This window comes from Bacillus sp. KNSH39 (assembly GCF_052656585.1).
Map to the genome: position 1 here is coordinate 3377774 of NZ_JBQXYO010000001.1, position 19620 is coordinate 3397393.

The window sequence follows — 19620 nt, forward strand, 5'->3', positions numbered from 1 at the left end:
CCTACTAAAACCTGCAATTTTTTACAAATAAAAAAAGAACCTATCAAACGATAGATTCTTCTTTTACGAACTGAGTAGAGCGTCCTCTCGTAATCGAGAAAATCGCGCAAAGCAGTGCTAATATAATAAAGCCACCGCCTACCCAAGCATTATATATAACAGATGATTTTTCAATAACAACTCCGCCTACTGTTGAACCAAGTGCAATTCCTAAATGAAGCGCAGAGTTATTTAAACCTTGCTGAATACCAGCTGATTCCGGTGCAATTTCAATTAAATAATTTTGCTGTGCTGGTGAAATCGCCCAGCTCAGCATACTCCAAAGTCCCATCATAATGATGAAGAGCGGGAATGAGAATGTCATTAATGGCAGTATGAAGATTGCACACGCAAATACGATAATGATAGAAATAATACTTTTCTTCGATCCCCATTTATCAGCAAGCCAGCCACCGAATCCGCCGCCGATTACTGCTGCGATTCCGAAAATAAAGTAAAACACACTTATCCAGTTTGCTTCAACATTCATAACATCTTTTAAAAATGGTGTTAAATATGCATACAATGTTAAATGCCCCGTTAAAAACAAAAATGATGTTAACTGTGCACTTACAATTTTTTTATCTTTTAAAGTAGCAAGTTGTTCTTTTATTGATAATACCGATGTCGGTGGTACCTTCGTTAAGAACAATGAAATACAAGCTATTGCCATAACTGTTAACACAGAAATTAATACAAATGGTGCACGCCATCCGTATGCATTTCCGAGTACAAGACCGAGCGGTACTCCAAGTACAAGTGATCCACTAATTCCCATAAAAATGATTCCAATTGCACGCGCACGAAAATGCGGTTCTACTACACTAGACGCAAGTGTTACAGATAGTGCAATAATTAATGAACCACTCGCCGCACAAATAACCCTTGAGAACATTAGCATTCCGTAATTCACACTAAACGCGGAAATAATATTTCCGATTAAGAAAATCGATAATGCTCCAACATACAATGTTTTTCTTTCAAACTTCCCTGTCACAGCTAATAAAACTGGACCTGACAAAGCAAATACTACCGAAAATATTGTTATAAGCTGACCAGCTGCGCTAATAGATACTCCTAAATCATTGGCAACTAAATCGAGCGTTCCTCCTATAATTAACTCAACCGTTCCGACTACGAAAGCCGCGATAGCTAAAATATAAACACGAAAATTCAAGTCTTTCCCCACGCTTTCTATTTTGGTTACTACGACTATAGTAACCAAAATAGAAAGTGGACGCAAGTATAATTTTTTATAATAAAAAACTTCCCTCTTATGATATATCTCCAACATTTAAATAAAGATCCTTATCTGAAAAATTATCACTACTTCTATCCAATTTGTAATCAAACTAAGAAATATTAATAAAAAACAACATTCATTATTAAATTTATATATATAAATTTAATTTATAATAAACTTGATTAAATTTCCTATTATTTACAAACAAATTGTACCAAATAAGATTTTTCTTTACTAGACTTGTATTAAAATTACAGAAAAATTATTATTTTCTTGTAGAGTAAATACTATACTTTACAAACACACAATAGTTTGGAATATCAAAAAACTTAGGGGGAAAAGAAATGAAAAAATTAACTGCACTAACTTTGACAGCAAGTATTTTAGCTTCAGCTGGGCTTGTGCCTACATCATCTTTCGCAGCAAGTAACGAACTTCCGTATTTAAATGAGATTAAGAAATTGCAGCCAGACGTAAGTACAGAAGAGTTAATTTCAGATATTATTGAAGTTGCAAAAAATACGGGCAATACAAAAGAAGCTTTAGCAGAACAAATTTATAAAGAATTAAAAGCAAATCATGAACAAGGAGAACGAGAAGCTACTCAACGAAATAATAAAGATACTACTAATGTTCAATATGGTGCTAGCGGCGGAAATGTAAAAGTAGGAAATTCTAATATGGGCGACTTTTATTATACTGGATCTACAACTGCTTATATGAATCACGGACATGTCGGTATGTACTATAGTAAAGACTTGATTGTTGAATCTGTACCAGACAAAGGTGTGCGCACAATTGCTACTAATAAACGCTTAGTTGATAAAGGTGATGCAGTTGTCAAATCTGTAAATACTTCTTGGCAAAATAAAAATGACGCAGCTTGGTGGGCGAAAGATCGTGTAGGAAAGGATGACTATTCTTATAATTTCGCAAACAATAGAAATACTAGCCATTATGGCGCGAAGAATTGTTCTAAATTGATATGGTCTGCTTATAAATTACATGGTGGTTTAGATTTAGATAAAGATGGTGGAGCAGGTGTATATCCTCGAGATGTTAGAGATGCGCAAAAAACATCGTTAATTCGTAATATATAATTTTAAAACTGAAAGTGAAACAATTTATTTGTTTCACTTTTTGGTTAATTGAGGAGCAGAAGTGAAAATGAAAAATCACCGGAAAATAATTCTATTTTTTACGATTATTATAACGATTGCAGTATTAGCTTACTATTTATGTATAAAAGATAAGAATGCAAACTTAATATCAGATAAAGAAATACAAAATAAAAATTTTTTAGATGATAAAAAGGCTGTGCTTTACTTCTCATCCACTGCCGATCAAGATTTAGATGGTAAAGGCATTAGTTATGCCATATTTATAAATAAACAAGGCGTTGCTAGCGGATATAAAATGGGTGGTCTAGAGCTCGGCGGTATTGGTGTATCTGACGATAAAAAACAAGTTCTATTAGAGAGTAAAAATACTATAACATTTCTAGGAGAAAATCCTACTACTCATAAAATAAAATACCAACATACCGGTGATTTTAATGGATATTTAGCAAACCAAAAGATATTTGTTACTATTTACAATTCAGGAATGGACAAAGAGAACGGGAACTATAATTCAAATGTTTTATTCGGAAATGAAAAAGTTATTCATAAAAGTAATATCCCTCATTTCATTATTAGCTCTGGATTAGATGGGGAAAATATTTTAGTAGCCACTCAAGAATTAGTTACTAATAAATACGAATTGAAAAAATTAACGTTTAATGATGCAACAATGAATATAGAGAATATTACAGCGCTTAATATAAATGGAAAAGAGGACCATGCTAATCTTTCACCTATTTTAGTAGATTCAGAGAATTACTACATGGTTATGAGTACAATTGATAAGGATGATCCGCTAAAAGGGGAAACATTCTTGTTACGTACTAATAAAGCCACTTTAGAACAAAATACAATATTTATGTATAAAGAAGAAAACTCAACTGCAACCAGCCCATTTTCATTAGATAATTCCGCATATATATATAACAACGAATTATATTTTTTAAACGGTCTTGGTGATATATATACATATAACCCTAAAAATAATACGATGAGCCATAAATTCACCATAGATTACCATGTTAAAGATGGTGTTAGATATAATGAACAAACTTATTTCGAAAACGACTCATTATATGTTCTACGTTATGATGCAAAGCGCAATAATAAATACTATATAGAAAGATACAACTTAACAAACGGAAGAAAAGTATCCGAACAAGAAATACAAGGTATAGAATCTATACTCGCCACTGTGAAAGGCGGAAAGAAAGTTTATGCTTATGACTTTAAAATGTTACTACCCAAAACAGATAATTAACTATACTTAATTACCTGTTTCTAGGTTATAGAATAGGGTAATGTAATTCCCCATAATTCTAATTTTATACTTTCAAATTTTTTCATATAAAAAACAGGCGTATGATACGCCTGTTTTCTAATTATTAAACAGCAGTTTTATTCTTCTTATTTAAATACCAATATACCGGCAGTCCCGTAAAGACAATTCCAATTGATAAGAAACAACTTAGTGGATCGTTAATAATCGCACTACCGATTACAAAGAGTGAGCCCAAAATCGCAACGATTGGGACGATTGGGAATAACGGTACACTGTATGCACGCTCTTTATTTTTATTACGTTTTCTTAAAATGAAGACACCGATAAACGTCATTACGTAGAAAATATAAATAATGAATACGGAAATCTCAGATAGCTTATTTGGATCACTAATAATCATTAAAATAATTCCTAAAATGATTTCAACAGTAATCGCATTTGCTGGTGTTTTAAATCTTGGACTTTCCTTTGCAATAAACTTAGCAAATGGAAGTTGTCCACGTTCTGCCATCGACATCGGGATACGTGGGAATGTTAAAATCTTTCCATTTAAACAACCGAAAATAGAAACGATAATACCGATACTAATAATTTTCCCGCCATATTCTCCAAGTAGCATTCCTGCAGCTGTCGCTGTTGCATTTTCTCCAAGTTCTACAATTTGCGTTGCTGGTAATACATTCAATAACGCCAAATTAATTAATACGTAAGCAGCTGTTACAATTAAAATCCCAACTGTCATTGCTTTCGGTAATAGCTTTGTTGGATTCTTCATTTCTCCACCAATTGACGCAAGTAGAATCCAGCCGTCATAAGCAAATAATGTTGCTAAGATCGCCATCCCGATACTTTGATTTTCTGATATCGGCACAACTACGTTAAAGATATCGCTATTCCCTTTCCAAAAACCTAACACAACAATTAATACGATTGGAATCATCTTCCCGATTGTCGTGATCGTTTGGACGATACCTCCGTATTTTGTTCCCATACTATTTACAACGCCAAGGAACACAACTGTTCCAATTGCGATTGGTAAATTCCATACTTTATCTAAATAGAAAAAATTAATCATTAAAGAACTAAAGTATAACCCTAACGTTCCAATAATAGCTGGCCCATACACAATTGTTTGCATCCAGCCTGATAAATACCCCCAAAAACTTCCATAAATCTCCTCTAAATACGTATACAACCCACCATTTTTCGGGATTTGCGCTCCAATTTCGGCTACTGTTAAACCACTTGCTAACGTTAACAGACCACCAATTATCCAAGCAAGAATCGCCATATTAGAACTCCCCGAGTAATCTAATACGCTGCCTGGTTTCATAAACACACCAGACCCAATAATCGTTCCTACTACGATAGAAAGTGCTACCGTTAAACCAATTTTGTTCTTCTCATCATGATGCATGCTGCGTATCCTGGTTTAAAATTCTTATAAAAATCTATAAATTGTTGGCGAACCAAGTCAAATGCCAACTACCGAAAAGGAATCTCACCTTTTTCCTGTCCGTAAGGGTTGTGACCTTTTCATCCACCTATTGTGAAAGAATGACGGCAGGTTCCTGTTAGGAACGATCTGTCCTTGCATACTACCATTCATCCAAGTCAGTAGTATGCAAGAGGTTATAAGAAATAAACCAGTACCCCCCTTCTCATTTAAATTTTAAATACGAATTGTTGATTGCTCATATAAACAGTTTTATGAAGAATGCTCCACAATTTCCAATTGTGATATTCTTTCCACGTTTGAATTGTTTGTAACCATTTTTTATATACTTTTTGCGTATTCTTTTTACTTTCTTCCATGGAAGCAACAAGAATACGCAGTTTTGTTGTAATTTGGTTTTTTAATAATAATATAATCTCTTGTGGTACTTGTTCTTGCAATTCTAATCCACGTCTTGCGATCGCGAATGCGGCTGCTTCATGAACGCTAATACCGAAATTTTTACTGTATTTTAATTTTCCAATCACACTTGTATAAGCGGGGTTTACTGTTTTAACAGAAAATCCGTTACGAAGAGACATACGAATTAAACTGTTCAACATCTTTTTATACGTAAATTGATGGAAATTACGATTACTGTATTTATCAGTATCATGAGATTGTTGAAACTTTAAATCTTCTAAAACAATTCCACCTACATTGTTTTCCAATAACCATGTTTTAATTTGTTGTACGATTTGTCCAATTATCGTTGCGCGTTTGTTTGTTGAAAACGCATTCAGATTGTGTGGATAAAAAATTTTTGAACCTTTAAAATTACCTTGTTTTGTACATAAACTAACTGCAATACGGTCCGGATTTACATCAATTCCTGCAATTACATCTGATTGTGGTGTTTCCTTGAAATCTAGTACACGACCTATTTCTGTTTCATCAAACGTAATATTCACATAAAATTCATTTTGTTTACGAATGATTTCTACACTATATTTTTGATGCTCTATAATCGGTTTTCCTTTTGGATTTACACCGATTTGCTTTCCCATAACGACATTTGTGATTTGATGATAAAAATGATATGGAATGATAATCGGAACTTTGATTCGTGGGCTTTTTGTTTTTCCATTTGTTCGTCCTAATGGATTTGCAATTTCTAACCATCCTTGCCCACAATCATCAACTGTAATGCGCATGTTCAAATTCCCTTTTTTGCTTTTATCTCCGCGAGAATATAATTGTCGTGTCCGCAAATCTTTCCATTCTTGATTGGATATCTTATCTTTCATTCTTTCATAGAAATTTTTCCGCCCACCAAAAATAATAGGAGGTAATGTTTTATTTTTAATATGTTTTGCATACGTTTCAATTTTTTGTTCTAATTTTTGTTTTCGTTTTCTTAATCCAATTAGACAAGTTTCTAATGCAACTTGTTTAGGTCTTTTTTTGCCGCGTTCATAATCATCTATTTTTTGTAACGTCTTTTCTAACTTTTTTTGATTGTTTTCTAGGTAAACAGGAAGAAGTTCTTTTTGAGAGAAAAGGATCGTTTGCGCTTGTAAAATTGCATCTTCACAAAAACGTTTATTTAACAAATATTTAGGTTGTAGTTTTTTTATCAATTCTTTCTCGTTTTCGCCCTCAATCAAACGATTAAAACTATATCGTTTTGCACTTTCGAACGTACGGATCAAAGTAATTAAATCTTCCGTTTGTTCTTTTGTAATAGAATTGATTTTACAAGTACGTGTTGTTTTCATCCTTTTCCCCCCTTTTCATCACCTGAAAATATTATAGGTTGAATTCTGTAAAATATAAAACCTGTAATTGTAAATTTTTATAGTTTTTTATAGATTCTTATTTACTGTTATTACCTCCTTCCAATTCTAGTGTGATGCAAAAATGAAATAAAAAAACACTCCTCCCTAAAAAAGGGACGAGTGTTGTATTCGTGGTTCCACCCTTGTTTCAATTCGTAAAGTAACACACTTCACCAATTTCTCAAGTCTAAATAACGGTTTTTGCCGGCAAGCAATTACTAGATGCTCGTTCACTGCTGCAGTTCAGAGGTGGTAATCCATTTTTCCGTATTAGGAAGCTCACAGCCAAAGGCTTCCCTCTCTGAAAATCGTAAAAAATTGATCGTGTCCTCATCATCACTTCTTGATGTCGAATTTTGTAGTTATTGTTCATTATATTGAATTGTTAGAAAAAATCAATATATTTTTTATATAACATAGGAAATATTTCTCTTCTTATATTATAACAGAAGATACAAAACTTCCCTATTTCCCTAAAAATGGTATAATCCGTTTAGGAGGTGCACCAATAATGATTGCTGTCTTTTGTATCATTGCTACGTTTCTCTCTATTCTATTCGCTATCATGCATCGGCACAAGTATCCTGGTTATAGCATTTTAGCGGTAGCTATTATACCAGCTGTTTCCTTCTACGTATTGGGTAAATATCAATATACGGAAGTGTTTATCGGTTTTGCAATCTTCTACTGCATCTTCGGATACATACTAACAATGAAAAGAATTTTATTGAATCATTAAAAGGGACCGATTTCTGCTGACAGAAATCGGTCCTCGCACGTACCTTCCGGTTGCCCACACGAAAGATACATAAATCAATTATTTATCTTCTTTTTTCATAAAAAACTTATGGTGCGGTAAATCAACATTCAATGCCTCTAATTGTTTCTTTTCGTTGTCTAAAATCGCTTTTGCTTTTGTTTTTGTTGCTTCATCTAATCCAGCAAAGATGTCTTCATGCTTCTCTTTCTCTGGAAGTTTCACACCTAATTTTGTTAATTCTTCTTTTGCTTGCTCATGCGTTAATTTTCCGGATTTCTTTTGCTCTAAAATTGACTTCGCTTTCTCTTTTGTCTGTTCATCTAAGTTAGCAAACATGTCTCCATGTTTACCTTTCTCCGGCATTTTCACGCCTAGCTTTGTTAATTCCTCTTTTGCTTGCTCATGCGTTAATTTTCCAGATTTCTCTTGCTCTAAAATGGACTTCGCTTTTTCTTTCGCCTGTTCATCTAATCCCGCAAACATTTCTTTGTGCTTACCCTTTTCTGGGAACTTCACGCCTAATTTTGTTAATTCTTCTTTTGCCTGTTCTCGTGTTAATTTACCAGACTTCTCTTGCTCTAAAATGGACTTCGCTTTTTCTTTCGCCTGTTCATCTAATCCTGCAAACATGTCTTTACGCTTCTCTTTCTCTGGAAGCTTTACACCTAGTTCCTCTAACTGTTTCTTTGTATCGTCCATAATTGTTTTTACTTTTTGTTTTGTAGCGTCATCCAAATCCTTTTTCGCCGTTTTTGCAGGCTGATCCACTGCTGGAGTATTCGTTGCCGCGAATGCCGGAATGCCGACTCCTCCAATGATTCCGAATGATAAAGCACCTGCAATCGCTAAATAACCAACTGTTTTCTTCTTCATAGGAAATTTCCTCCTTCATATTTCTAATGCATGTACACTTTCGTATACAATGCCTATAGTAATGTCGGTTTCTTAACATTTCCTTAACGATTTAACAAAAAAACACCGCTCGTAATGAGCGGTGTTTCTCTATGCTTTTTGTAATTGTAACTCTTCACGTTCCATTATTTTTCTTAATACAATTGTTTGTGTCATTGTAAATAAGTTACCTGTTATCCAGTACAACACAAGTCCTGATGGCGCCGCAAACCCCATAAATAGAATCATTGCCGGCATCATAATTTGCTGCATCTTTAGCATCTGTACTTGTTCTCCAGGTGTAATATTCGATTGGAAAACTTTCATCTGAATAAATGTCGTTAACGCTGCAATAATCGGTAATATATGATATGGATCTGCATGTCCTAGGTTCACCCATAAAAACGAAGATGTGCGAATCTCTTCAGTTCTGCTAATCGCATAATACAAAGCAGAGAAAATCGGCATTTGTATTAATAATGGCCAGCAACCAGCAAGTGGATTCCAACCGCCTGATTTCATTAGTTCTGACATTTCTTTTTGATACTGCTTTTGTTTTTCAAGGTCTTTGCTTACATCACCGTACTTTTTCTTTAGCTTCTGCAATTCAGGTTGCATTTTCTTCATTTTCGCTTGGCTGCGATATTGCGAAACAGCTAATGGAATCATTGCTGAACGAATAACGAGCGTCATAATAATGATAGCAATCCCAAAGCTAGCTCCAGGTATATGATGAGCAACAAATTGAATCATAAACGAGATTGGATATACAAAATAATGATCCCAAATTCCCGTACTATGTGCATCAATTGGGGCTGCATTACTGCAACCAGATAAAACAAAAACAAATAATAATGATAAACTAACGAGCACAGCTCGGTATGATTTTAACATGTTCATTCCTCCAATGTTTCGTAATTATTTAGCGAAACATTGGCGTATACGGACCGACCTCGTCATTCTCTTCACTTGATTCTTGTCTACGTACAGAACGAATCATTCCATATTTATAAAAAATAGAAAATAGCGGTACATTTCCCGCACTATCTTCACATGTATCAACTAACGCAAAAGCTCTTTGTCTACTGCTTGATGCTTGTTGACGCACAAAGCGAGAAACATTAGCAAGGAAGAAAACTTCTAATAAACAAAGTGCCGTCGTTACAAACGATATATATAGAATTGCATCCTGCAATAAAAATTCCATCGCTTCACATCCTTAATAAGGTCATTTTAGCACATCGGGCAAATATTCTCTATTTCCTTTTATTTTCAAAAAAAGTATTTTGCATATTTTCTCAAGAAAACAATAATTAAGAAACGTTGTATTCGCTTTCTTTAGCATATTCACACACATCAATGAATAGGCTTGATTTATTAGAAATTTATAAAATTTTTGCATTATAATAAAACTATTGCCAGTTTTTGAAAAAACCTTTATTCTCTTCTTGTAATCAAAAATGAATATGGAGATGAAACATACTATGGGTCAACTAGGAGACGCCGATTACGTTCCCGACACCGCCTTTTTATCCTTCCCAGCAGCTAAAACATTTCACTTAGAATTTATGATACAGTTGGTTGTTATTTTTATAGCTTCTATTTTGTATGCAATTTCTATGAATATGTTTTTTATCCCGCATAATATGATTAGCGGTGGATTCGCTGGTGTAGGGATGATTATCGGTTATTTAATGCACTACAATATCGGTGCACTTATCTTTTTACTAAACATTCCTCTTCTTATTTTAAGTCACTTTTACTTAGGCAAGAAGACAACCTTTTTAACAGCTTACTTTGTAGCTGTATCATCGTTAGCGATGAACATTATCCCGGTACACCAAGTTTCAGACGATATTTTACTTTCTTCTGTATTCGGTGGTGTCATCTGCGGAGCAGCTTCAGGAATTATATTCCGATTTGCTTCTTCAACAGGTGGTTTTGATGTTGTTGGATTGATTGTAGCGAAATATCGAGATGTTTCAATTGGAGCAATCATATTTGTATTCAACTTAATCTTACTTGTAGCAGCAGGTTTTATTTTCGGATGGGATATTACACTTTATACGTTAATTAGTCGATTTGTAGTCAGCAAAGTTATCGACGCTGTGCATACGAAACATATTAAATTAACGATAATGACTATTACAGAAAAAGGCGAGGAAATAAAAAGCGCACTACTACATCACGGCATACGCGGGGTGACAATGGTAGACGCTGTCGGCGGCTATACAAACCATAAGAAAAAAATGATTTACACTGTCGTGACTCGCTATGAGTTAGGCGAAATGAAACGTATTATCCGTCAAGTGGATAACAAAGCATTTATGAACATTACTGAAACAGTTGAAATTGTCGGCCGTTTCAAACGCATATAAAAAGGTTAATAAATTAAAGGGCATAACATATTAGTCATATATAATATGTTATGCCCTTTGTTATTCAACTAACGTACCTTTTAGCATAATAAAATCACTAAGTTTATTACTACAAATCGGAGGATAGCATTCCATATACAATACTATCTGTCCATTCATCTTTATTCCAAAAATCTTGTATGAAATGGGCTTCCTTTCTCATACCTATTCGTTCACACAATTTTTGTGAAGCTGTATTACGTGCATCAAGATTAGCCTGTATACGATGTACATTACATTCATTAAATAATTTCAATACCAAACTACTTACTGCTTCTGTCGCCAAACCTCTCCCAGCTACTTCATTTGAAAAACTATAACCAATCTCAACAGTGTCTTTCATATTTGTGTACCATACGGATAAATCACCAACTACTTTAGTTTTGTATATAACTGCCAAACTTAATATTGTTTCTTTAGTAAGTACATTATTTGCTAACTTCTTATTAAATCTTTTCTGCATGTCTTCATGAGTCCACTTATTATGTAATAGGAACTTACATGTATCATCACTATTATAAATAGCAAATACATCCTGTAAATCAGTACTCTTAAAAGGTCTAATTATTAATCTTTCTGTTGTGAACTCCAAGTTAGCTCTCCTCCCTTACATTCATGCTATAAAACATTTTTTATAGTATTTAAGCCTCATTCTTAGATCTCACCTTGATTACATATTTCATCATAATAAATTAAAATCCTTCTTCCACTAAACTGCACCGTTAATGGTATTTCCTTGCGCTTTTTATTTTTTACACTTATTACAAAATCAGATAATTCTATTATTATGTCCCTAAATGTGTTATAATGAAAGCAGACTCACAAAAAAAGAGTATATAGACTTGGAAGTTTCTCTTATTTTACAAGCAAAAAGAAACGAGCAGTCGGGTATATTTCAGACACCATACACGTAACGGTTTAAACAACCGATCATCTTAGTTACTCTTCAATGATCTTTTTATAAAAAGATACGTACAATTAAAACTCACTTCAATATACTATACCTACCTTTTTGACTTCCAAATCATCTTATTACATAGGGAGATGAACATATGAATCAATATATACGATATACAATAGCTGTCCTGTTTGCTATTATCGGCGGAACAATCTGCTTCTGGACAAACACTCAGCTTGGAGAGAATATCATCTTTAATGGAATCGAAACACTTGTAAGCGCTTCAATTTTAGGCGGATACATTTACTTCCTCTTCAATCCAGAAGAAAACGCTCAAAAAACAATGTTATTAACAATGATCGGAATCGTTGGTGGATGTATTTCCTACTCAATGACAAACTATACATTACCACTTCAATTAAGCTCAGCTTTCTTCCACGGTCTATGGACTTGGTTCATTGCATTCTGCCTAGCAGACGTATTCAACCTTTTACAAGACAATGAAGAAGATAGCGGTCGCCAAATTGAAAGTAACTCTTAAGCTGGAAGATACTCTTCCAGCTTTTTCATGTTGGTTTGCATATCCCCGCATCACGATAAAAAGAAGTTACCCTCACGGCAACTTCTTTTCCACATACCCCACTTCGTATTCACTAAAATATATCAACGATTTTTTTCATTATATCAACGATTCGACGTAGGATATCGATTTACCGACATCCTTCGACACTCAAAACGCACAACATACCCTATCCCCCAAGCAACTTACTGCCGAACTCTACGATTAAAAAGATAATTAATAGGATCGCGAGTATCTTTAATGCTACATATGCCACTTTAAAAACAACATAAATGAGCAAGACTATCAAAATAATTGATAAGATTTCCATATTTACTTCCTCCAAGCTTTGCTCTTCTTATCTCATTTTACTCGCCCTAGGCTGTTTATGGAACGGCATAAGATGACATATAAAAAAGAGGATACCTCACCCATCGTAAGATACCCTCTCTTTCAGCTGCTCAAACCATTCTCTTTCTACTTGTAAATATCCCATCTCACTCTTCTCGGCGCTCTTTAATTCTTGATCGGCTTTCTTCATATAAGTACGGGACGCTTCCATATTACCCTCTACATATCTAATAATTCCTTGTGTACGGTAATATCCACTTAGGTCCATTTTTGTAATAGCCTTTGCATGTTCCTTTGCTTCTTGCAAAGAAAGACTATCCATCTGATAAAGGGCTTTATATAAAAGGTACCAACTATGAAAACTACTAACGAAAAACTTATTTTCTTTCGTTACAGGTAGTTGAACAATTCGTTCTATATACGGTATCGCTCTTTCCATTCCCTCTTGATCTGCACGAGCAAAAAAGACGAGCATAAGTCTACTCATTATCTCTCTTATCCCTTTATTCTCTTTTATTTTCTCCTCACTCAATTCTACTAACCTTTCATCCCAATCTTTCGGTCTTTTATAACTAAATAACTCACTCGATATTTGAATCTCATATAAGTGATTTCTAGCTCTTTCATCATCTTTAATTAAAATAAGAAATTGCATCCCATCACTCATAAGCATTCCTTTTATCGGCACAATTGTAACCGCAAAGATTGCAAAATGGAAAAAGGAAAAATATAAAAGATATTGATAATAACTCACCATATATATGTAACCGGAAGTAATACCAAATAGTAAACTCGTAATCGGTCCACCTAAAGTGAGCCACGCCCACTTTTTCGAAAGATTCGGTGTCTCTATAGAAGGTGGTACTAGTGTTGCAACGCCTCCAAAGTACGCCCACAATTTATTTTCTCGAATGCGTAATTTTCCTTTTTCTTTTTGAATAGTAATGGGTCCTACTGTCATAAATTTAAATGTCAAACCACCTATTACACCAAATACTACATGTCCTAGCTCATGAATGGCTAACACTAACAATGAAATTCCAACTATTGCCCATAAGTTCAAAATTACTTCTAATTTCCCAGTTCGGATTACTCCGTATAAAATGGACAGAATTAGCGCCACTGTCATTGAGCCAGCTGGCCTTCTTAAAATATCCACCTTTTTCTCCCCTTAATAAATCATTTTTCTTTGCATTTCGTACATGAACTTCCCGAGATGCAATATCCAAATAAATGAGATTAAGCCAATTAATACAAAATCGATATCACTAGCAGCTGTATATATAACGGCAGCCCACCATACATATGCCAATATTGTATTCGTAAATTCATACGCTTTATATCCAGCCTCATGCACAATGTGCTTTAATCCTTCATCTGCGTTTTTCGTCCACATTTTCATAGATTCCATATACGTTACACCTTGTTCAGGATATAGCTTATTATAACGATTTTTTGTTATAAGTCCGATAATTACTACAGTAGTTAAACAAACAATAGAAGCCACTAAATTCCACACCGCAAATGAAACATTTGTATCCTGCAACAGTGCACGTCTACATGTAATAACTGCATATACAAACCATGCCTGCGTAACTATATCGCCTACACGTAAATATATACTTATAATGCCTAATTTTCTGCCTTGTACGCTCTCTTCTTCATCGCGTGCCTCTGCTAACATACGTGTATTCTTCCAAGTATAGTACATCATTAAGATTCCAAAAATAGTACATATACCTATAAATGTATTGGATGATAATTTTCTCGGTTCATCCGAGAGTAAATTTAAAGCTATATAAGACGTTAAAAAGCCGCCCATCATACTTAATGCTATTTTCCCCACAGAATCAAATTGTTTTTTTCGTTTACTCTTCATCGTCCTCTTCCCCCTCTACTAACGTAAATATTTCCTCCACCGGTACATTGAAAATTTGTGCGATTTTTAACGACAATACGATAGATGGTGCATAATCCCCGCGCTCAATTAAACTAATCGTTTGCCGTGATGATCCAATCGCTTTCCCTAAATCCCCTTGTGATAAACGATGCTTTGCTCGCAATTCCCTCACTCGATTTTGAAGCTTCATGTCTTCCCTCTTTTTCATTTATTTAATTAAAATTGTAAATAATATCCTTATTTTTGTCAATTATAATTGTCATTACGACTATAATAATTGACAAGATACTTATTTCTTATCCTGTATCAAATTCCTATAAAGAATGTAAAATGTGCATTAAACATAGTCTTAAAAATAAAAAAGTCAGTGCTTTTGCACTGACTTCCTAAATTCTGACATAGAATGGATTTCATATTAACTTGCGTTTTGTAGTAATACTCGTTTTAACTGCTTACGGAAACGAATACCTAACGTAACCGCTACAATCACAATAACTCCAAAAATGATTTTACCGATATGACCTTCTAGCACTCCAAAGATATCATGTAAGTTTCCACCTAACCAGTAACCACCGATTAAGAAGAATGATACCCAAAATAGAGCACCTGAATAAATTGTAATGGCAAAACGACGGAATGGTAAATTAATAATTCCTGCAAAGTATCCTGTGAAATGACGTACACCAGGAATAAAGAAACCAATAAAAATTAAGAAGTACCCATACTTATCAAACCACATTCTCGTTAAGTCAATTTTTCTTTGCGTTAAAAATACGTATTTCCCATACTTTTGAATGAAAGGCATACCTAATTTATTTCCTAAAAAGTATTGAATCGTCATTCCTACACTTGTCCCAATAAAGGATAGAATAATTAAAATCGGTAAACTTAAATCACCCTTATGTGCTAAAAATCCCGCATATGCTAACGTTGGCTCTCCCGGAAACGGAAGTGCAATATATTCTAACAGCAAGCCGACAAGTACAACATAGTACCCGTATTGCTGAAATAATTCATGAATCCATTCCATGTCATCTCTCCTTTCAATCACGTACAACTTCTTACTATTATTGTATAAAAAAATTGTCGAAATAACTATCACAATAGCTTACATTTTTATTACATTTTTGTAAGGGTCACACTAGTGATTTTCGTTCTTTATTAAATAGTAAAAATCATTTTTCAAGTCGAAATAGCGAAAAGGCGCATTAATAACATGCAAATTTTATCCATTTTTTAGCACTAAAAAACCTCTCTTATTTTGTTCTCAATAAAAAACCATCACAAACTCATGCTAACTTCATATTAGCTTCATATACGTATTGTAAGATTATATCGGAATTTGTTGAAAAATTTAACCAATATATGACTAAGCATTAATTTGAATAAATATAAGTCGTTTTTCGAAATTGAAAAAAGGGTGAATACGAAATGGAAGCATATAAAATGCACGATTTTATTAATACAAATGTTGAATCTCATCAAAATGAAACCGTTTTTAATTTACAAATCTGTGAAACAAGTGAATTTGACGTAAGTTTAACAAAATCTACAACACTATCTTTTATCGTTTCAAAAAAGAATATTAAAATTGTCACGAAAAAATGGATTAATTCAAATCAAGAAAGCATGATTGGCAAAAGCTACATCATTCCAACAAAAGCTTTTCATTATTTCTTACCAATCATCTCTGAAAATGAAGATGAGCTAAATATTCAAGTTCAAAGTTTTGGACTACGTGGTGAGCTTTTATTAAATGAAAGATTACTTATTGATAACAACAACAAACACAACAGCAAAATCACTACATTCTTTGAAACATTAGATGAAAATGTAAATAAAGCATTACGAGGATTACAACTTCATTGTATGTAAGACTCTTACGATAGTAAAAGGAGAATAACAATGAAAAAATTATTATTAAGCGCACTATTATCATTAGGATTTTTAACTCTTCCATTCTCTAGCGCAGAGGCAGCTACAACGAAAGATCAATTAATCGTAGACACTCAGTTAAATAAAATGGATTATTATCAGGATGGAAAATTTATAAAAAGTTTTACTGTCGCTACTGGAAAAGCTGCAACACCTACACCTAAAGGCACTTTTCAAATCGTAAATAAAATTAAAAATCGCCCTTATTATACAGGCAAAATTAAAGGCGGCGATCCACGTAATCCACTTGGTGACCGTTGGCTCGGATTAAATATGGCAGGAACTTACGGAACAACTTATGCGATTCACGGAACTAACAATAATCAAGCAATCGGCAAATGGACAACACTTGGTTGTATTCGTATGTATAACAATGATATACACTGGTTATTTGAGCGCGTTCAGCAGCAAGCTACTGTCACTGTAAAATAGCCTAAAAACAAGATTTATGTGTAGCCAAGAATTTTATGTCTTGGCTTATTTTATTTATTCATTTACAGTAGCAAAACAACTGTATTTACATATATAATAGGAATAGATTTGATTAGCTAATATTTAAACATTGATAAACGTAGATATTAAAATTATACAGTTATAATGTTTTATAAATTTTATAATACATACTATAATAGAACTACTGTAATTCTGAACTATTCAGTAACACTAAACTATTCCCCTTGCTACCTTCATGATTATTTTATAGCGGGGGCTTATTATATGTATAAACAATCTGAGTCACTCGAAAAATGATGAATTCGAATATTGCAGTAAAAAGCGTTATTTAGGAGGTGTTACTATGACGCATATACTGGTGATTGAAGACAACCCAGATATACAAGAACTTATTCGTGAATTTCTAATGGCACAAAACTTTACAGTTGATGTAGTTGGTGCTGGAACAGAAGGTATTCTTCTTTTCCAAAAAAATTCATACGATCTTGTCCTCCTCGATGTAATGTTACCAGATATAGATGGCTATAGTATTTGTAAAATTATGCGAGGACAATCTGATGTACCAATCATTATGTTAACAGGCTTACATAATGAAGAAAGTGAAATTAAAGGATTTGAGTTAGGTATTGATGACTATATTACGAAACCGTTCCATTATACTGTATTTATTAAGCGTGTAGAGGCTGTATTAAGAAGGGCAGCAACGAAGGAAGCAGAAGCTGCAACTATACTACAATTCCATGAATTGATGTTAAACTCTACAGCATATGCAGCTTATGTTCATGGTAATCAAATTGAATTGACAACAAAAGAATTTGAAATTATTTATACTTTACTGCAAAATCGAGGAAAAGTATTATCAAGAAGTGATTTGTTGAATAAGGTATGGGGCTATGAACATTATGGTGATGTAAGAGTTATAGATACACATATTAAAAACTTAAGAAAAAAATTAGGAATTCCTTATATTAAAACGGTGAAAGGCATTGGCTACAAAATCGAATCGTAGCAAAGACAACATCACCAAAAATATTTTCATCAAAACCTTATTATTTTGTATTCTTTTATCACTTTGTCTTTATCAAATTATTTACTTTCTAGCTTCAAACTACGATAAAGAACGTTTTGCGAAAGAAAATGGAACGCCGACTACAGAACAGGCCGATTCAGATAAGCAAAACGACGGAAGTAAAACGAAGCAAAATAAAGCTGTGTCAGAGGGGAGCATTTCTAATTTCCAATCTTCTATTATAGATTATAAATCTCTTTCTACAGCTATCAATCACCTTTTGCAGCCTAGCCAAACTGTAAAGGCAAAAGAACATACACAAAATCTTTCGGGGAAAAATAGCACTTCTAATCCGCCTACAGAAGCAGAAAAGAAAGCCGCTAATAATGATGCCTTACATACACAAAATGCAGCAAGTAAAACAAATGATACAAATGATAATCCAAAGTTAGCAGATGCGTTGCAGCAATTAGCTCCACATATTGGCGCGACAATGCTTGCATTATCACTACTCGGATCTTTAATTTATACAAAACTAATTGCCAAACCTTTTCAATATATGAGCGATGCTTTAAAAGATATTATGAATCTTGATTTCTCAGATAAAAAGCTACTTAACAAAAATACAGATCAAACAGATTTTAATTTGCAAGTAGCTGCTTCACAAGTACCAAATATTGTGAAGAATTTACATGCAAGCAATCAAGATTTAAGAAATGAGCTCAAGAAGGAACAACAATTAGAACAATCTCGTAAAGAATTTATGTCTATGGTATCCCATGAATTAAAAACACCAATCGCAGCCGTTATGGGACAACTAGATGGCATGATTCACGGAATTGGAGCTTATAAAGATAGAGATAAGTATTTGAAACGTTCCTACGAGATGATGCAAGACATTAACATATTAACGGAAAAAATGTCGGAATTATCCAAAATACAAAACCCTCAATTTAAACCTAATTTAGAAGTCATTTCTTTATCTAATATTATTGAGGATGTTATGAAGAAAGTAGATTACTTTGTATCTGTAAAACAATTAAATGTACAATCTAATATTAAACACGACGTACAAATTTTAGCTGATCCTAAATTTATTCAAACTGCTATTTTTAACATTATTTCAAATGCAATTCATTATACAATCGACCATCAGCACGTATATATAAAGCTTTATGAAAAACCAAATGGTTACGCATTAGAAGTATTAAATACAGGTTCACAAATTGATGAAGATAAACTTGCTCATTTATTTGAGCCTTTCTATCGCGCAAACCCTGATAAACACGGTTTAGTACAAGGTAGTGGTCTTGGATTATATATCGTGAAACAAATATTAGATAAACATCAGTTTCCTTATGGGATACAAAACACGCCTCAAGGTGTAAAATGTTCTATTGTATTCCCAAAAGCAATGTAAAAACCTACTACAATTTCATACCCCAAATTCATACTTCGTATGAGTGGCGGAATTTTGTAGAGTATATGA

Annotated in this window: 21 protein-coding genes and 1 other annotated feature; of the genes, 9 read left to right on the forward strand and 12 right to left on the reverse strand. The window is 33.6% G+C overall.

The window, feature by feature from the left end; all coding sequences use genetic code 11:
• Positions 1-43 precede the first annotated feature (43 nt).
• Positions 44-1228: an MFS transporter gene (locus ACUL40_RS17390; protein WP_119684097.1), complete on the reverse strand. Its 1185-nt coding sequence runs from the start codon at positions 1226-1228 to the stop codon at positions 44-46.
• 398 nt (positions 1229-1626) lie between these two features.
• On the opposite strand from ACUL40_RS17390, the gene ACUL40_RS17395 reads away from it, so the two are divergent.
• Together ACUL40_RS17395 and ACUL40_RS17400 are read left to right on the forward strand one after the other, a co-directional pair.
• Positions 1627-2382: a YiiX/YebB-like N1pC/P60 family cysteine hydrolase gene (locus ACUL40_RS17395; protein WP_000736809.1), complete on the forward strand. Its 756-nt coding sequence runs from the start codon at positions 1627-1629 to the stop codon at positions 2380-2382.
• A 67-nt stretch (positions 2383-2449) separates the two neighbouring features.
• On the forward strand, positions 2450-3664 hold the full coding sequence (locus tag ACUL40_RS17400) for a hypothetical protein (RefSeq protein WP_000788577.1): 1215 nt from the start codon (positions 2450-2452) through the stop codon (positions 3662-3664).
• A 124-nt stretch (positions 3665-3788) separates the two neighbouring features.
• Here the strand turns inward: ACUL40_RS17400 and ACUL40_RS17405 are convergent, their stop codons facing one another.
• Both ACUL40_RS17405 and ACUL40_RS17410 read right to left on the reverse strand, forming a co-directional pair.
• The gene (locus ACUL40_RS17405; protein ID WP_000546301.1) at positions 3789-5102 is read right to left on the reverse strand and encodes an APC family permease; all 1314 of its coding nucleotides are present in this window, start codon (positions 5100-5102) and stop codon (positions 3789-3791) included.
• Positions 5103-5350: 248 nt separating this feature from the next.
• Positions 5351-6898, reverse strand: coding sequence for an IS200/IS605 family accessory protein TnpB-related protein (locus ACUL40_RS17410; RefSeq protein WP_445422804.1), 1548 nt, complete (start codon positions 6896-6898; stop codon positions 5351-5353).
• Positions 6899-7067: 169 nt separating this feature from the next.
• Positions 7068-7304 (reverse strand) — a binding site (T-box leader).
• Between the two features lie 165 nt (positions 7305-7469).
• Between ACUL40_RS17410 and ACUL40_RS17415 the strand changes: the two genes are divergently transcribed.
• Positions 7470-7697, forward strand: a complete 228-nt coding sequence (locus tag ACUL40_RS17415) for a hypothetical protein (protein WP_000562231.1) — start codon at positions 7470-7472, stop codon at positions 7695-7697.
• A 78-nt stretch (positions 7698-7775) separates the two neighbouring features.
• Here ACUL40_RS17415 and ACUL40_RS17420 read toward each other — a convergent pair whose 3' ends face one another.
• From ACUL40_RS17420 to ACUL40_RS17430, 3 genes are all read right to left on the reverse strand, one after another.
• Positions 7776-8591, reverse strand: coding sequence for a hypothetical protein (locus ACUL40_RS17420; RefSeq protein ID WP_000730850.1), 816 nt, complete (start codon positions 8589-8591; stop codon positions 7776-7778).
• Between the two features lie 129 nt (positions 8592-8720).
• Positions 8721-9503: a membrane protein insertase YidC gene (gene yidC / locus ACUL40_RS17425; RefSeq protein ID WP_000920524.1), complete on the reverse strand. Its 783-nt coding sequence runs from the start codon at positions 9501-9503 to the stop codon at positions 8721-8723.
• A gap of 28 nt (positions 9504-9531) precedes the next feature.
• Positions 9532-9816, reverse strand: a complete 285-nt coding sequence (locus ACUL40_RS17430; RefSeq protein WP_445422803.1) for a hypothetical protein — start codon at positions 9814-9816, stop codon at positions 9532-9534.
• Positions 9817-10093: 277 nt separating this feature from the next.
• On the opposite strand from ACUL40_RS17430, the gene ACUL40_RS17435 reads away from it, so the two are divergent.
• Entirely contained in the window at positions 10094-10987 is an 894-nt protein-coding gene (locus tag ACUL40_RS17435; RefSeq protein WP_000530044.1) for a YitT family protein, read from the forward strand.
• A gap of 109 nt (positions 10988-11096) precedes the next feature.
• On the opposite strand, the gene ACUL40_RS17440 is transcribed toward ACUL40_RS17435, so the two are convergent.
• Positions 11097-11618: a GNAT family N-acetyltransferase gene (locus ACUL40_RS17440; RefSeq protein ID WP_000397307.1), complete on the reverse strand. Its 522-nt coding sequence runs from the start codon at positions 11616-11618 to the stop codon at positions 11097-11099.
• Between the two features lie 460 nt (positions 11619-12078).
• Between ACUL40_RS17440 and ACUL40_RS17445 the strand changes: the two genes are divergently transcribed.
• A complete protein-coding gene (locus tag ACUL40_RS17445; RefSeq protein ID WP_001077773.1) occupies positions 12079-12465 on the forward strand; it encodes a DUF3938 domain-containing protein in 387 nt (128 codons plus the stop codon).
• A gap of 208 nt (positions 12466-12673) precedes the next feature.
• Here the strand turns inward: ACUL40_RS17445 and ACUL40_RS17450 are convergent, their stop codons facing one another.
• The 5 genes from ACUL40_RS17450 to ACUL40_RS17470 all read right to left on the reverse strand — a co-directional run bounded on the left by ACUL40_RS17450 (position 12674) and on the right by ACUL40_RS17470 (position 15764).
• On the reverse strand, positions 12674-12814 hold the full coding sequence (locus ACUL40_RS17450) for a DUF3985 family protein (protein ID WP_000404758.1): 141 nt from the start codon (positions 12812-12814) through the stop codon (positions 12674-12676).
• A gap of 96 nt (positions 12815-12910) precedes the next feature.
• Positions 12911-13963, reverse strand: a complete 1053-nt coding sequence (locus ACUL40_RS17455; RefSeq protein WP_002182986.1) for a hypothetical protein — start codon at positions 13961-13963, stop codon at positions 12911-12913.
• Between the two features lie 42 nt (positions 13964-14005).
• Positions 14006-14713 carry a DUF3169 family protein gene (locus ACUL40_RS17460; protein ID WP_000837717.1) on the reverse strand — a complete coding sequence of 236 codons (708 nt, stop codon included), beginning with the start codon at positions 14711-14713 and terminating at the stop codon, positions 14006-14008.
• Complete coding sequence (locus ACUL40_RS17465; RefSeq protein WP_000776168.1) at positions 14703-14924, reverse strand: helix-turn-helix transcriptional regulator; 222 nt, start codon at positions 14922-14924, stop codon at positions 14703-14705. Before ACUL40_RS17465 ends, ACUL40_RS17460 begins: the two co-directional genes overlap by 11 nt.
• A gap of 225 nt (positions 14925-15149) precedes the next feature.
• Complete coding sequence (locus ACUL40_RS17470; protein WP_000454754.1) at positions 15150-15764, reverse strand: DedA family protein; 615 nt, start codon at positions 15762-15764, stop codon at positions 15150-15152.
• 401 nt (positions 15765-16165) lie between these two features.
• On the opposite strand from ACUL40_RS17470, the gene ACUL40_RS17475 reads away from it, so the two are divergent.
• From ACUL40_RS17475 to ACUL40_RS17490, 4 genes are all read left to right on the forward strand, one after another.
• On the forward strand, positions 16166-16609 hold the full coding sequence (locus ACUL40_RS17475; RefSeq protein ID WP_000388769.1) for a DUF3978 family protein: 444 nt from the start codon (positions 16166-16168) through the stop codon (positions 16607-16609).
• Positions 16610-16639: 30 nt separating this feature from the next.
• Positions 16640-17101, forward strand: coding sequence for a L,D-transpeptidase (locus tag ACUL40_RS17480; RefSeq protein ID WP_000735063.1), 462 nt, complete (start codon positions 16640-16642; stop codon positions 17099-17101).
• Between the two features lie 364 nt (positions 17102-17465).
• Complete coding sequence (locus ACUL40_RS17485; RefSeq protein ID WP_000148833.1) at positions 17466-18131, forward strand: response regulator transcription factor; 666 nt, start codon at positions 17466-17468, stop codon at positions 18129-18131.
• On the forward strand, positions 18109-19551 hold the full coding sequence (locus ACUL40_RS17490) for a sensor histidine kinase (protein ID WP_000201958.1): 1443 nt from the start codon (positions 18109-18111) through the stop codon (positions 19549-19551). The genes ACUL40_RS17485 and ACUL40_RS17490 overlap by 23 nt, the downstream gene beginning before the upstream one ends.
• The last annotated feature ends 69 nt before the right edge of the window (positions 19552-19620 follow it).